The 13697-nt window shown below is 67.3% G+C and carries 13 protein-coding genes and 1 riboswitch; of the genes, 4 read left to right on the forward strand and 9 right to left on the reverse strand.

Annotated features, from left to right (window positions below):
• Window positions 1–173: 173 nt before the first annotated feature.
• The 4 genes from E4L96_RS16520 to E4L96_RS16535 are packed head-to-tail and all read right to left on the reverse strand — an operon-like array spanning window position 174 to window position 5227.
• Window positions 174–1508, reverse strand: coding sequence for a multifunctional CCA addition/repair protein (locus E4L96_RS16520; protein WP_135208313.1), 1335 nt, complete (start codon window positions 1506–1508; stop codon window positions 174–176).
• Window positions 1509–1525: 17 nt separating this feature from the next.
• Complete coding sequence (locus tag E4L96_RS16525) at window positions 1526–2242, reverse strand: glutathione S-transferase family protein (RefSeq protein WP_135208314.1); 717 nt, start codon at window positions 2240–2242, stop codon at window positions 1526–1528.
• A 19-nt stretch (window positions 2243–2261) separates the two neighbouring features.
• Entirely contained in the window at window positions 2262–3224 is a 963-nt protein-coding gene (locus E4L96_RS16530) for a complex I NDUFA9 subunit family protein (RefSeq protein ID WP_135208315.1), read from the reverse strand.
• Window positions 3225–3256: 32 nt separating this feature from the next.
• Window positions 3257–5227, reverse strand: a complete 1971-nt coding sequence (locus E4L96_RS16535) for a lytic transglycosylase domain-containing protein (protein ID WP_307721650.1) — start codon at window positions 5225–5227, stop codon at window positions 3257–3259.
• A gap of 133 nt (window positions 5228–5360) precedes the next feature.
• Here E4L96_RS16535 and E4L96_RS16540 point away from each other — a divergent pair, with 133 nt between their 5' ends.
• Window positions 5361–5867 (forward strand): 5-formyltetrahydrofolate cyclo-ligase, encoded by a 507-nt coding sequence (locus E4L96_RS16540; RefSeq protein WP_229414566.1) that lies wholly within the window; start codon window positions 5361–5363, stop codon window positions 5865–5867.
• On the opposite strand, the gene metF is transcribed toward E4L96_RS16540, so the two are convergent.
• From metF to metK, 4 genes are all read right to left on the reverse strand, one after another.
• A complete protein-coding gene (gene metF, locus E4L96_RS16545; protein WP_135208317.1) occupies window positions 5854–6690 on the reverse strand; it encodes a methylenetetrahydrofolate reductase [NAD(P)H] in 837 nt (278 codons plus the stop codon). The genes E4L96_RS16540 and metF overlap by 14 nt on opposite strands.
• On the reverse strand, window positions 6677–7027 hold the full coding sequence (locus tag E4L96_RS16550; RefSeq protein ID WP_135208318.1) for a phage holin family protein: 351 nt from the start codon (window positions 7025–7027) through the stop codon (window positions 6677–6679). Before E4L96_RS16550 ends, metF begins: the two co-directional genes overlap by 14 nt.
• Before the next feature lie 24 nt (window positions 7028–7051).
• Window positions 7052–8476 (reverse strand): adenosylhomocysteinase, encoded by a 1425-nt coding sequence (gene ahcY, locus E4L96_RS16555; RefSeq protein WP_135208319.1) that lies wholly within the window; start codon window positions 8474–8476, stop codon window positions 7052–7054.
• Window positions 8477–8502: 26 nt separating this feature from the next.
• Window positions 8503–8577: riboswitch (S-adenosyl-L-homocysteine riboswitch) on the reverse strand.
• A gap of 273 nt (window positions 8578–8850) precedes the next feature.
• Window positions 8851–10014, reverse strand: coding sequence for a methionine adenosyltransferase (gene metK, locus E4L96_RS16560; RefSeq protein WP_135208320.1), 1164 nt, complete (start codon window positions 10012–10014; stop codon window positions 8851–8853).
• 191 nt (window positions 10015–10205) lie between these two features.
• On the opposite strand from metK, the gene E4L96_RS16565 reads away from it, so the two are divergent.
• Genes E4L96_RS16565 through dapF form a run of 3 tightly spaced genes read left to right on the forward strand, consistent with a single transcriptional unit; the run spans window position 10206 to window position 12768 of the window.
• The gene (locus E4L96_RS16565; RefSeq protein WP_135208321.1) at window positions 10206–11051 is read left to right on the forward strand and encodes a lysophospholipid acyltransferase family protein; all 846 of its coding nucleotides are present in this window, start codon (window positions 10206–10208) and stop codon (window positions 11049–11051) included.
• The gene (locus E4L96_RS16570; protein WP_135208322.1) at window positions 11048–11920 is read left to right on the forward strand and encodes an LpxL/LpxP family acyltransferase; all 873 of its coding nucleotides are present in this window, start codon (window positions 11048–11050) and stop codon (window positions 11918–11920) included. Before E4L96_RS16565 ends, E4L96_RS16570 begins: the two co-directional genes overlap by 4 nt.
• Complete coding sequence (gene dapF / locus E4L96_RS16575; RefSeq protein WP_135208323.1) at window positions 11917–12768, forward strand: diaminopimelate epimerase; 852 nt, start codon at window positions 11917–11919, stop codon at window positions 12766–12768. Before E4L96_RS16570 ends, dapF begins: the two co-directional genes overlap by 4 nt.
• A 111-nt stretch (window positions 12769–12879) precedes the next feature.
• Here dapF and E4L96_RS23825 read toward each other — a convergent pair.
• On the reverse strand, window positions 12880–13697 hold an 818-nt coding region (locus E4L96_RS23825), incomplete at its 5' end, for a tetratricopeptide repeat protein (RefSeq protein WP_167758717.1).

Genomic DNA, 13697 nt, shown 5'->3' on the forward strand with positions numbered 1-13697 from the left:
TGCCAGTGACGCCCGCGGCGCCTGCGCTGCCCTCCGACGCGCCGGCTGCAGGAGCCGCGGCGGCAGGCTGCGCATCATCCCGCCGCAGGAGGCGGCGCAGCGCGCGTTGGAACAGCTTGGTCACCACGATGGGGAGGCTCCGGGACAGGTCGACGCCACGATTATCCGCGCATTCACGGCGCCGCGGCGCCCGGCGCGGGATCGACCGTTGTGGGATCGCCCGCCGCAGGATCGTCTGCCGCAGGATCGCCTGCCGCCTCTTCCTCACGCGAGCTGTCGCCCAGGGCGCGCTTGACCGCTCCCACGCGCTCCTTACGGATCGCCTCGGGGATCTTTTCTTTCTGGTCGTTGTAACGGCCCGCGATCACACCCGCGTTGATGCTGCGCGCCGCGCCCAGCGCCATCAGCAGCCGCGCGGACTGCGGATAGGGCCGCGTGCGGAAGTCCTGCATGTTCTTCGCGTTGCCGCGCCCGCGGAAGTCGCATTCGGCCGCCTGCAGCATCTGCTCGAACCGCTGCGGCTTGCGAAACGCGTCGCAACGCTCCAGCAGATTGACGATGGTCGTCGCCCGCAGCACCTCCGCGCGGGTCACGTTGCCATGTTCGCGCGCCGTCATCACCGCCAGATCGCGGCAGTCGTTGGGCACCTTCAGGCGCTTGCTCACCTGGTCCACCAGCTTGAGGCCCAGACCTTCGTGGCCGTGGTGTTTCGGCCATTCCTCGGACGGCGTCACGCCCTTGCCCAGGTCGTGCATCAGGGCTGCGTAGCGCACGCACAGGTCGAATCCGCGCTCCGCTGCGTAGTCGACCATCAGCATCATGTGCACGCCGGTGTCGATTTCCGGGTGATGCGCAGGCGGCTGCGGCACGCCCCACAGCGCGTCCAGCTCCGGGATCAGCCGCGCCAGGGCGCCGCACTCGCGCAGCACCGTGAACATGCGCGACGGCGTGGCCTCCATCATCCCGCGCGCGAGTTCCTGCCACACGCGCTCCGGCACCAATGCGTCGACCTCGCCCGCTTCCACCATGCGCCGCATCAGCGCCATGGTCTCCGGCGCCACCGTGAAATCGCCAAAGCGCGCCGCAAAACGCGCCAGGCGCAGGATGCGCACTGGATCTTCCTCGAAGGCGGAGGACACGTGCCGGAACACGCGGCTCGCCACGTCCGCCCGCCCGCCGTGCGGATCGATGATGGTCCCATCCTCCGCCTGCGCCATCGCATTGATGGTCAGGTCGCGCCGCACCAGGTCATCTTCCAGCGTCACATCGGGCGCGGTATGGAACACGAAGCCGTGGTAGCCAGGCGCTGTCTTGCGCTCGGTGCGCGCCAGCGCATACTCCTCCTGAGTATCCGGGTGCAGGAACACCGGGAAGTCCTTGCCGACGGGCCGGAAGCCGCGCGCCACCATCTCTTCCGGTGTGGCGCCGACGACCACGAAGTCGCGGTCCTTCACCGGAAGGCCGAGGAGCGCATCGCGGACCGCGCCGCCGACGACATAGGTTTGCATGAGCTGCCTGGAGATCCTCAGTCGCGGTACCGCTCGTCCTCGCGCGGGATGGTCTCTTTTTCCACCTCGGCCTCGGCCACCCAGCGCGCGACGGCCGGGTGATTGAGCACGCGGTCGCAGTAGGCCTGCAGCGCGGGCGCCAGCGCCACGCCATAGGTGCGGAAGCGCATCACGACCGGCGCGTAGAACGCATCGGCGATCGAGAAGTCGCCGAACAGGAACTGGTGGTGCCCGAAGCGCGCCAGGCATTCCTCCCAGATCTCGCAAATGCGGCCGATGTCCGCCTGCGCCTGCGGCGTACGGCCCTTGCCATGGAAGCGGGCGCGGATGTTCATCGGCATCGCCGTGCGCAGCGCCTCGAAGCCAGAATGCATCTCGGCCACCACCGAGCGCGCCAGCGCGCGCGCGGCCACATCCTGCGGCCACAGGTGCTTGTCATGGAACTGCTCGGCCACGTACTCGCAGATGGCCAGGCTGTCCCAGATCGTCATCTCGCCCGCCAGCAGCACCGGCACCCGCCCGGCAGCGGAATAGTCGGCGATGCGCGACTGTGTGTCCGGCTGGTCCAGCGCGATCTTCACTTCGGTGAAGGGAATATTGAAGGCGGTGAGGGCCAGCCATGGCCGCATCGACCATGATGAATAGTTCTTGTTGCCGATGACGAGCGTGAGCCCGGCGCGCTTGGCCGCGTTGAGGGTCTGCGACAGGATCGGATCGAGTTCTGTGGTTTCCATGGCAGGTGTCAGGGGTACGTCAGCGGCCGGCGTTGGCACGGAACTTGTCGTAGCGCAGCTGCGGGTCCAGGTAATGCGGTGCCACCGCTTCCAGCGCGGTGAGGTGGATGCCCAGCGCCGCCGCGGTGGTGGTCTGGATGGCCGGGTCGACCACGTTATCGTGCTTCATCGAGTCCAGGTTATCGCGGCTCATGAGCGGCTTGCCGGGCAGGAGTTCGAGGAAGCCCGCGACCATCCGGCCCAGACCCATCGGCATCTCGTACACGCGCCGCTCGCAGCCCGCGTAGCGGCCCGCGAGGCGCACCATGTCACCCAGGCTGTAGATCGAGGGGCCGCCGAAATCGAACACGCAGTGCTTCGTCTTCGGGTCCTGCAGCGCGTTGGCGAAAGCACGCGCCACGTCGCATACGTAGACCGGCTGGAAGTCGACCGAGGCGCCGGGCAGCCACAGGAACGGCATCTTGCGCGACACGCGCGCGAACACGGTGAGGAACTTGTCGCCCGGGCCGAACACCACGGACGGACGGAAGATGGTCGCGGCCACCGAGGGTTCGGCGCGCGCAGCCACTTCGCCGTCGTACTTGGAGCGCTGGTACATGGACGGGCCGTCGATGGCCGCGCCCAGGGCGCTCATGTGCAGGAAGCGTGGCACGCCTTCCGCCGCGCAGGCGGTGACGATCCGGCGGGGCATGTCCACGTGGGCGCGCTTGAAGTCCTCGCCATACGGGCTGCCGCGGCGCGAGTGCAGGATGCCGATCAGGTTGATGGCAGCCGCCTTGCCGCGCACCAGCTGCCGCACCACCGCGTCATCGTGGATGTTGGCCTCGACCACCTCCACGCCCGGCAGCATGATCAGGTGCTTGGCGCTCTCGTAGCGGCGGGTCGGCACGAGCACGCGGTGCCCCTGCTGCACCAGGTGCGCCACCAGGTGGCTGCCGATGAAACCGGAGCCACCGAATACAACGACGGACATCTCTTTCATGTTCTTGTTATCTCCGTTCTCGTGAAGGATTCTTATTCGCTGCGCGCTCCGGCCGGCGTCACGGTCCCCAGCCGCGCCTTCAGCGACTGCGGCTTCTTCTCGAACAGCGCCGCATAGTTGGTGGTGTTGGCCAGCACGTTCTTGACGTAGTTGCGCGTCTCCGGGAAGGGGATGGTCTCGGCGAACACCGCGCCTTCCATCGAGCGGTCCATCTTGTCGCGCCAGCCGTTGATGCGTCCCGGCCCTGCATTGTACGCGGCGGTGGCCAGCACCTCGGAGCGGTTGAACTTCTCGTAGATCATGTCGAGGTAGTTCGAGCCGAGCACCAGGTTGGTCTTGAGCTCACCCAGCTTGTCGTGGCCGTAGTCTTCCAGGCCGATTTTCCCGGCCACGTACTTGCCGGTGGACGGCATCACCTGCATCAGGCCCGAGGCGCCGACGCTGGAGCGCGCATCGCTGACGAAGCGGGACTCCTGGCGGATCAGCCCATACACCCAGGCCAGGTCCAGTCCCAAGGCCTGGGTCGTGGGCGCCAGGATGTCCTCGTGCGGGGACGGGAAGCGCTGGCTGTAATCGACTTCGCTCTTCGTTTTTTCGGCGGTGTAGACCATGCGGTCCAGCACCTGGTTCTGGCGCGCGTACTCGCCGGCGGCCAGCAGTTCGCGCTCGTTCATCTTGCGCAGTTCCCAGTTCCACTCGCGCGTGCCTTCGAAGCGCAGCCGCAGGGCGAAGAACTTGAGCGAGCGCTGGAAGCCCGGGTTGCGCGCCATGGCCGCCAGTTCGTCCGGCGTGGGCGTGCGGGCCTGCGGCGGCAGGGTGATGGGCTGGCCCAGCTCCTCGATCGCGAGCTGGCCGTAGAAGTTGGTCTGGTCCGCGATCTTGCGGTACAGCGCCAGCGCTTCCGGATTGTCGTGGCCGAATTCGGCCTGCAGGGCGCGCGCCAGCCAGTAGGTCCAAGTGGGCTCATTGCGCAGCGCCGCGGGCATGGCCTGGATGGTGGTGGCCACGGTCTTCCACTCGCCGCGCTTGAGGGCGATGCGGGTCTTCCATTGCAGCTGGTCCGCGCTGAGCGGCGCGCCGGCGGCCTTGCGCCAGTACTCGGCGGCTTCCGGCGCCATTTGCAGGGAGGCTGGGTGGGCGATGGCGGCCCAGCCGATCGCGCGTTCCTGTGCGGTCAGTTTGGGCTCGTTTTTCTTCAGCGCGATCGTCGCCAGCTTGAGGCTCGTGCGCGCCATGCGGCCGATGGCGACCAGATAGATCTCATGCTCGGCGCGCGTCTTGCCAATGCCGCGGGCCATCGCGATGGCCGGCAGGTCGACCGCTTGCGCGGCGCGCGTGTCCGAGGCACCCAGCAGCAGCGCCGTGCGGCGCGCGGGGCCAGTGGCGTCGAATTCGCCCGCCAGGCGCAGTTGCGTGAGCAGGTCGTCGGTGTTGAACTGCTTGGCCTGATACAGGGTGGCGATCAGGGTAGCGCAGGCCTCGCCGTAATAAGTCGGGTTGACCAGCAGGGCGCGCGCCTCGTCGGCGACCCGGATGCCCTTCACGGCGCGCGACAGCAGCCAGTAGCACTTGACCTGGGTGTCGTCCTGCAGCACGAACAGGGGATACTGCTGGTCGAAGTTGGTCCAGTCGCGCTTGCGGCCCAGCTGCAGCAGCCAGTCGTTGCGCAGGCGGTCGGCGATGGCGCTGCCGTCCCAGCGCTGCAGGACCGCACGGATCTCATCGTCGGACGCATCGCGCAGGCGCGGTTTCAGCCGATAATAGTCAACGTAGGACGGAATCTCGTAGCTGGGCAGGCGCGCGGCCAGCTCGGTCGCACGCAGCGGATCGTCCGCCCGCGCCGCATCGCGCAGCTGGAGGAAGATCTCGTCATTGACGCGCTGCTGGTCGGCGATGGTACCCTGCGGGACCGGCGGCGGAGGCACCTGCGCCTGCACGGCCAGGCCTCCACTCGCGAGCAGCGCACCGGCCAGACAACGGGACAGGAATCTCAGGCTTGCCACTCTCACTTTTGCACTCACTTACCACATCCTTACTCACATGAGCCGCGACCCAAGAATACCATGCGCCCCCGCTGGCCTGCCAGCCGGCGCACCGCAGGATGCCCCGCTCGACAAGGCCGCGCTGAGGAAAGCGTTGGCTTCGCGCCGCGCGGCGCTGGACCCGGCGGTGAAGGCGGAGTGGGATGGACGCATCTGCCACAAGCTGGTGGAGTGGTGGCACACCGTGCAGGTGCCGTCGGTGGCGGTGTACTGGCCGATCAGGGGCGAGCCGGATCTGGCGGTGGCCTGCGATGCGCTGGCGGGGCTGGGTGTGCAACTGGCGCTGCCGGTGGTGCTGCAGAAGGCTGCGCCGCTGTCGTTCGCCGAGTGGCGCTTTGGCGAGGACATGGTGAAGGACGCGATGGGAATGGTGATTCCGGCGCAGCTGCGGCTGATGGAGAAGCCGGCGGGCATCGTGATTCCCTGCCTGGGTTTCAATGCAGCGGGCTTCCGGCTCGGATATGGCGGCGGGTATTACGACCGCACGCTCGAAACGCAGCCGCGCCCGCGTACGGTGGGCGTGGCGTATGAATTCGGGCGGGTGGAATTTGCCAGCGCCCCGTATGACGTGGCGCTGGACTTGGTGCTTACTGAGGCGTGACGAGGCGGTTCCAGATCGCGGTGGTGGCCGCGGCCTGGTTCATGCTGTAGAAGTGCAGGCCCGGCGCGCCGCCCGCGAGCAGGCGCTCGCACAGCTGCGTCACCACATCCAGGCCGAAGGCCTTGATGGAAGCCGAGTCGTCGCCGAAGCTGGCCAGCTTCAAGCGCACCCAGCGCGGGATCTCGGCACCGCACATATCCGAGAAGCGCATCAGCTGCGTGGTGTTCGTGATCGGCATGATGCCGGCCACGATGGGCACGTCCACCCCGGCCTTGCGGGCCGCGTCCACGAACTGGAAGTAGGCGTCCGCGTTGTAGAAGTACTGGGTGATGGCGGCATTCGCCCCTGCCTGCACCTTGCGCACGAAGGCCTGCAGGTCGTCCTGCGGGCTGCGGGCTTGCGGATGCGTTTCGGGATAGGCCGCGACTTCGATGTGGAACCAGTCGCCCGTTTCGGCGCGGATGAATTCCACCAGCTCGTTCGCGTAGCGGAACTCGCCCGCGCCGCCGTAGCCACTCGGCAGGTCGCCACGCAGGGCCACCAGGCGGTGGATGCCGTGCGATTTGAACTGCTCCAGCACCGCGCGGATCGACTCTTTCGAGCCGCCTACGCAGGACAGGTGGGGCGCGGCCGCATGGCCTTCGGCGAGAATCTCCAGCACGGTGTCCAGCGTCCCCTGCTGGGTGCTGCCACCGGCGCCGTAGGTCACCGAGAAGTACTTGGGCCGGAGTTCCGCCAGCTTGCCGCGCGCGATGCGCAGCTTGTCGGCGCCTTCCGCTGTCTTGGGCGGAAAGAACTCGATGCTGAAATTAGGATCGGTCATCTTTGAGGAGCAGTGTGGAGAGCGCCCACGAGATCACGCTGTAGAGGATGGCCGCACCCATCGCCGACCAGAAGCCGGCGACATGAAAGCCTTCCACCACCTCGGCCACGAGCCAGAACAGCAGCGCGTTGATGACGAGGATGAACAGCCCCAGGGTGAGCACCGACACGGGCAGTGTCAGCAGCACCAGGATGGGGCGGATCAGCGTATTCACGAGGCCCAGCACCAGGGCGGCCACCAGGGCCGCGCCGAGGCTGGTCACCGTGACCGAATGCATCAGGTAGGGCAGCGCCAGCAGCGCCACCGCGTTGATGAACCAGAGGATGATCAGGCGCATGCGCTCTCCATTGGGGTCACGAGATTAGTAGCGGTAGTGCTCCGGCTTGAACGGGCCTTCCTGGGTCACGCCGATGTACTTGGCCTGTTCCTCGGTCAGGGTGGTCAGCTGGGCGTTGAGCTTTTTCAGCTGCAGGCGCGCGACCTTCTCGTCCAGGTGCTTCGGCAGAGTGTACACGCCGACCGGGTAGGCCTTGGTGTTGGTGTACAGCTCGATCTGCGCGATGGTCTGGTTGGCGAAGGAGGAGCTCATCACGTAGGACGGGTGGCCGGTGCCGCAGCCCAGGTTCACCAGGCGGCCTTCGGCCAGCAGGATGATGCGCTTCCCGTCCGGGAAGATCACATGGTCGACCTGCGGCTTGATGTTCTCCCACTGGTACTTGCGCAGGGCGGCGACTTCGATCTCGTTGTCGAAGTGGCCGATATTGCAGACGATGGCCTGATCCTTCATCTTCACCATGTGCTGCTCGGTGATGACGTGGTAGTTGCCGGTGCAGGTGACGAAGATGTCGCCATGTTCGGCGGCGTAGTCCATGGTCACCACGCGGTAGCCTTCCATCGCGGCCTGCAGGGCGCAGATCGGGTCGATCTCGGTGACCCACACTTGCGCGGACAGGGCGCGCATGGCCTGGGCGGAGCCCTTGCCCACGTCGCCGTAGCCGGCGATGACCGCGATCTTCCCGGCGATCATGACGTCGGTCGCGCGCTTGATGCCGTCCACCAGCGACTCGCGGCAGCCGTACAGGTTGTCGAACTTGGACTTGGTGACCGAGTCGTTGACGTTAATGGCCGGGAAGGCCAGCTTGCCGTCCTTGTGCATCTGGTACAGGCGGTGCACGCCGGTGGTGGTTTCCTCGGTCACGCCCATGATGTGCGGCAGGCGCTTGGAGTACCAGGCCGGGTCGGCGGCCAGGTGCTGCTTGATGGACGCGAACAGGAAGGTCTCTTCTTCCGAGCCCGGGTTGTTGAGGATGGACGCGTCCTTCTCGGCGCGGGCGCCCAGGTGCAGCAGCAGGGTGGCGTCGCCGCCGTCGTCCAGGATCATGTTCGAGTAGACGGCGCCGCTGGCATCGGCCGGCCATTCGAAGATGCGGTGGGTGTATTCCCAGTAGTCTTCCAGCGTCTCGCCCTTGACCGCGAACACCGGGGTGCCGACGGCGGCGATGGCGGCGGCGGCGTGGTCCTGGGTCGAGTAGATGTTGCACGAGGCCCAGCGCACCTTGGCGCCGAGGGCTTCCAGGGTGCGGATCAGGACCGCGGTCTGGATGGTCATGTGCAGGGAACCGGTGATGCGCGCGCCCTTCAGCGGCTGGGCGGCGGCGTATTCCTCGCGGATCGCCATCAGGCCCGGCATTTCGGTTTCGGCGATGCGGATTTCCTTCTCGCCCCAGGCGGCGAGGTTGATGTCAGCGATGACGTAATCCTGGGAAGTTTTCAGTACGGCGTTCATCACGCCCTCCTTTCAATGAGAAAAAAGTAACGTGAGCGCGGTTTGAAGATGGTTCCGAGCCTGGCGGGCCTTGTGCGCCCGTCGCAACGCTCCTCGGAAGGACCGCCATTGTAACACCGAAGCGCCCGCCGCTCCCACCCAGCCCTTCCAAAATCCCCGGTATCACGCCCCGCTCCCGGTATCAAAATCCAACACCGGGGTCAGGCACCGGTTCCCCTTGGGGTCAGGCCTGGTTTTGATTTTTATCATGCCCGGGTGCCAGGGCTTGTCTATGAAGGCGGTGCCTGACCCCGGTGGCGGGAAGTGATACTTTGCGAACGGGTGGTCGAAAAAAAAGCCGACGCGGGGTCGGCTTTTGATACTTCGGAGGGGAGTTACAGGCCGGCGGCGGCGCGCAGGATGGGGGCCTTGTCGGTGCGCTCCCAGGTGAACTCGGGCTCTTCGCGGCCGAAGTGGCCGTAGGCGGCGGTCTTGGCGTAGATCGGACGCAGCAGGTCGAGCATCTGCACGATGCCTTTCGGGCGCAGGTCGAAGTGCTCCATCACCAGCTGGGCGATCTTCTCGTCGGAGATCACGCCCGTGCCTTCGGTGTACACGGTGATGTTGATCGGGCGGGCCACGCCGATCGCGTACGAGACCTGCACCTGGCACTGGCGCGCCAGGCCGGCGGCGACGATGTTCTTCGCCACGTAGCGCGCCGCGTACGCCGCGGAACGGTCGACCTTGGACGGGTCCTTGCCCGAGAACGCGCCACCGCCGTGCGGCGCGGCGCCGCCGTAGGTGTCGACGATGATCTTGCGGCCAGTCAGGCCGCAGTCGCCCTGCGGCCCGCCAATCACGAAACGCCCGGTCGGGTTGACCAGGAACTTGGTGTCGCGTAGCCATTCCTTCGGCAGCACCGGCTTGATGATCTCTTCAATGACCGCTTCGGTGATCTGCGAGTGCGTGATCTCCGGCGCGTGCTGGGTCGACAGCACCACGGTGTGCACCGATTCCGGCTGCCCGTTCACGTAGCGCAGCGTGACCTGCGACTTGGCATCCGGACGCAGCCACGGCAGGCGGCCGTCCTTGCGCAGCTGCGACTGGCGCTCGACCAGGCGGTGCGAATAATAGATGGCGGCCGGCATCAGCTCGGGCGTCTCGTTGCAGGCATAGCCGAACATCAGGCCCTGGTCGCCCGCGCCCTGGTCCAGGTCCAGGCCGGCGCCTTCGTCCACGCCCTGGGCGATGTCCGGCGACTGCTTGTCGTAGGCCACCAGCACGGCGCAGCCCTTGTAGTCGATGCCGTAGTCGGTGTTGTCGTAGCCAATGCGCTTGATGGTCTCGCGCGCGACCTGGATGTAGTCGACGTTGGCGTGGGTCGTGATTTCGCCCGCCAGGACCACCAGGCCGGTGTTGCACAGGGTCTCGGCGGCCACGCGCGCACGCGGATCCTGCTCCAGGATGGCGTCAAGAATGGAATCGGAAATCTGGTCCGCGACCTTGTCGGGATGGCCTTCCGACACGGACTCGGAAGTAAAGAGGAATTCGTTGGACATCGCAAGCTCCTGATGCTGTGTTTAAAAATTCAAACCATGTCGCAGCAGCGGGTCCGCCTGCGACGCTTTAGCGACATTTATATCCCGCTTCGCAAGTTGTCTATTAACTCAGCGGTGTACTGCACGTGGTATTTTACGCTCCTTTTTCAAAATTTTGTGCGAGCAACCCACTCGAACAACGCGGTCTTTCCATGCTTGTCTTCCTTTTTCGGCTGCTCTCCGCCCTGCCCTTGCCCGCCTTGCACGTCCTGGGCAGCGGGCTCGGCTGGCTGGTGTACGGGCTCTCGCCGTCCTACCGGCGGCGCCTGCGCGCGAACCTGGCGCGGGCCGGGTTCTCCTCTCATCTGCACGAGGCGGTGGCCGAGTCGGGCAAGGCCATCGTCGAGCTGCCCTTCATCTGGTGCGCGGCGCAGGAGCGGGTCAACGCGGTGGCCGAGATGGAGAACTACGCGCTGGTGCAGGCAGCGCTGGACCGCGGCCACGGGATCGTGTTTCTCACGCCCCACCTCGGCTGCTTCGAGATCACGGCCCAGCAGGTGTCGCTGCACACGCCTCTGACGGTCATGTACCGTCCGCCCCGCAAGGCGGCCCTCAAACCGCTGGTGGAAGGCGCGCGCGCCCGCGGCAACATGGAGCTGGCGCCAGCCAACCTGTCCGGCGTGCGGGTGCTGGCCAAGAAGCTCAAGAAAGGCGAACCGATCGGCATCCTGCCGGACCAGGTGCCGCAGGAAGGCGAAGGCGTGTGGGCCGAGTTCTTCGGCGCGCCCGCCTACACGATGACCCTGCCAGCCAAGCTGGCGCAGCTGGGCAAGTCGCCGATCATCCTCACCTACGCCGAGCGGCTTCCGCAAGGACGCGGCTTCCTGATCCGCTTCTTCGAATTCGACGGCGACCTGTCCGGTACCCCGGCCGAGCAGGCGCGCGCCATCAACCGCGCGATGGAACAGCTGATCGCCAAGGTCCCGGCGCAGTATTTCTGGAGCTACAACCGCTACAAGTCGCCAGAAGGCGTGGCCGGGCCGGAGCAATCTGCATGAGGGCGCTGCTTGGCCTGATGTGGCTGCTGCACTGGCTGCCGCTGCCGCTGCTGGGGCGGCTCGGCGACGCGGTCGGGGCGGTGCTGTTCCTGGTGGTACGCAAGCGGCGCCACATCACGCTCACCAATTTGCGGCTGTGTATGCCGGAGCTGAGCGAGGCGGCCCGGCGCCAGCTGGCGCGCCAGCATTTCCAGGCCTATGCGCGCAGCGTGCTGGAGCGCGGCATCCTGTGGTGGGCGCCCGAGTCGCGCCTCAAGCAGCTGATCCAGGTAGAGCCCGGCGTGCCGCTGGCCGCGATCCAGGCCGGGCCGACCATCATCCTGTGTCCGCATTTCGTCTGCCTCGACGTGGCGGGCGTCGCCGTCATGCTGGAAAGCTCGCTGTGCTCGATCTACAGCGAACAGAAGAACAAGAGCTTCGACGCAGTCCTGCGCAAAGGCCGCTCGCGCTTCCGCCCGGTCAAGCTGTTCGCGCGCCAGGATGGCGTGAAGCCAATCCTGCGCGCGATGCGCGAGGGCCTGCCCTACTTCATGTTGCCGGACATGGACTTCGGCGCCAAGGATGCGGAGTTCGTGCCCTTCTTCGGCGTGCCGGCGGCGACGCTGACGGCGCCCGGCCGGATCGCCGCCGCCACCGGCGCCCAGGTGATCCCGGTGGTGGCCAGCTTCCTGCCCGGCTACCGCGGCTACCGCGTGCAGTTCTATCCGGCCTGGGACAACTACCCGGGCGAGGACATGGTCGAGGCGGCGCGGCGCATGAACGCCTTCATCGAAGAGCGCGTGCGCGAGCACCCGGCCGAGTACTTCTGGACCCACAAGCGCTTCAAGACCCGCCCGGCGGGAGAGCCCAGCGTATACTCCTCCTCATGAAACTGAAATTCACCAAGATGCACGGCGCGGGCAATGACTTCATCGTCATCGACGCCATCCACCAGGACGTCGACTTCACGCGTGCGCAGTGGGCGCGGCTGGCCGACCGCCGCTTCGGCATCGGCGCGGACCAGATCCTGGTGGTGCACAAGCCGGAGGCCGCCGATGTCGATTTCCGCTACCGCATCTATAACAGCGATGGCAGCGAGGTCGAGCAGTGCGGCAACGGCTCGCGCGCCTTCGTCAAGTTCGTGGTCGAGAAGGGGCTGACGGACAAGCGCTCGATCCGCGTGCAAACCATGAAGGCCATCATCGCGCCGCGCCTGGAAGACGACGGCATGGTCACGGTGGACATGGGCGCGCCGGTGCTGGAGCCGGCCCAGGTGCCGTTCCAGGCGGACGGGCTGCATGGCGTGCCGGAGGGGCATGACGTGCTGTGGCCGCTCGATGTCGGGACCAGCCGGGTGCTGGTGTCGGTGGTCTCGATGGGCAATCCGCACGCGGTGCAGGTGGTGGCGGATGTGGACACGGCGCCTGTGCTGGACACCGGGCCGCTGGTCGAGCACCATCCGCGCTTCCCGGCGCGCGTGAACGCGGGGTTCATGCAGATCGTGGACCGGCACCACATCCGCCTGCGCGTGTACGAGCGCGGCGCGGGCGAGACGCTGGCCTGCGGGACGGGGTCGTGCGCGGCGGTGGTCGCGGGGATCCGGCGCGGGTTGCTGGACTCGCCCGTGCGCGTGGAGGCGCGCGGCGGTGAGCTGTCGATCGCCTGGGCCGGGCCCGGCCAGCCGGTCATGATGACCGGGCCGGCCGTGACCGTGTTCGAAGGCGAGATCGAGATCTGAAGCGGGGCCGCCGCCCGGTGGCTCGCCCTGGCGCGGCTGACCTGGCGCGGCCGGCCTCCGCATGGGGTCTGTCCCCGCACGGGGACTGACCCCGGTGTGGACTGACCCGTCCTATGCCGCCATGCGCGGCGCCGCGAGCGTCCGCAAGCGGTACAGCCGCTGCCGGTAATTCCCTTCCGGCCCGTGCGGCCCGCAATCCACTTCCTCGAACAGGTTGCCCACCCGGTCCAGCACCTCGCGCTGGCGGTCGGTCAGCACCGGGATGATGCGCCGCTTGCTGCGCCCGAAGCGCGCGCGGATATCCACCAGCAGGCAATGCCCGCAATCGGCGCTGCGCACGTCGATCAGCAGCGCCTCGGCCCGCGCCAGCCCGAATACGGAGGCCAGCTCCAGGCGCGCCGCCAGCAGGGGCGGCATCCCATCCGGCGCGGCCGGCACCACCATGTTCTCCGGCGCCGCCGGGGCGATCCGGTGCAGCCACTCGGTGGCGGTCGGGCAGCCCTGGGCGGACGACTTCATCAGCCAGTACACCGCGCGCACGTCGTTGTCCTCGCGCTCACGGCGCGCCCGCCAGGCGGACAGGCCGCACTCCAGCTGGGCCTCGCGGTGCCCCATCTCGGCGGCGCGCTCCAGGTAGGTGTGGGCCTCGGCGATATTCCGCTGCGAAAACTCCGGCTTTATATAGATACGCGCCAGCGCGAACCAGGCCTCGGCCAGCCCCTGCTCCCCGGCCAGCTGCAGCCAGCGCACCGCCTTCTTGAAACTGGCCGTCCCGCGGCCCGGGCTGCGGGTGCCGTCCGGCAGCATGCGCGCCAGCAGCAGACCCAGCGCCAGCTGGGCATCGCGGTCGCCCGCCCCGGCCGCCGTTTCGTACAGACGCAGGGTTTCGGCCTCGTCCGCATCCTCGCGGCCCGCCAGCACCCCGGCAC

Source organism: Zemynaea arenosa, from assembly GCF_004614185.1.
GTDB classification, from domain to species: Bacteria; Pseudomonadota; Gammaproteobacteria; order Burkholderiales; family Burkholderiaceae_D; genus Telluria; species Telluria arenosa.

Bases quoted from the DNA above. Each gene is read 5' to 3' on its own strand.
- E4L96_RS16530 (WP_135208315.1), bottom strand. From the start codon at position 3,224: ATGAAAGAGATGTCCGTCGTTGTATTCGGTGGCTCCGGTTTCATCGGC.
- E4L96_RS16520 (WP_135208313.1), bottom strand. From the start codon at position 1,508: ATGCAAACCTATGTCGTCGGCGGCGCGGTCCGCGATGCGCTCCTCGGC.
- dapF (WP_135208323.1), top strand. From the start codon at position 11,917: ATGAAACTGAAATTCACCAAGATGCACGGCGCGGGCAATGACTTCATC.
- E4L96_RS16565 (WP_135208321.1), top strand. From the start codon at position 10,206: ATGCTTGTCTTCCTTTTTCGGCTGCTCTCCGCCCTGCCCTTGCCCGCC.
- E4L96_RS16525 (WP_135208314.1), bottom strand. From the start codon at position 2,242: ATGGAAACCACAGAACTCGATCCGATCCTGTCGCAGACCCTCAACGCG.
- E4L96_RS16550 (WP_135208318.1), bottom strand. From the start codon at position 7,027: ATGCGCCTGATCATCCTCTGGTTCATCAACGCGGTGGCGCTGCTGGCG.
- E4L96_RS16570 (WP_135208322.1), top strand. From the start codon at position 11,048: ATGAGGGCGCTGCTTGGCCTGATGTGGCTGCTGCACTGGCTGCCGCTG.
- metK (WP_135208320.1), bottom strand. From the start codon at position 10,014: ATGTCCAACGAATTCCTCTTTACTTCCGAGTCCGTGTCGGAAGGCCAT.
- metF (WP_135208317.1), bottom strand. From the start codon at position 6,690: ATGACCGATCCTAATTTCAGCATCGAGTTCTTTCCGCCCAAGACAGCG.
- ahcY (WP_135208319.1), bottom strand. From the start codon at position 8,476: ATGAACGCCGTACTGAAAACTTCCCAGGATTACGTCATCGCTGACATC.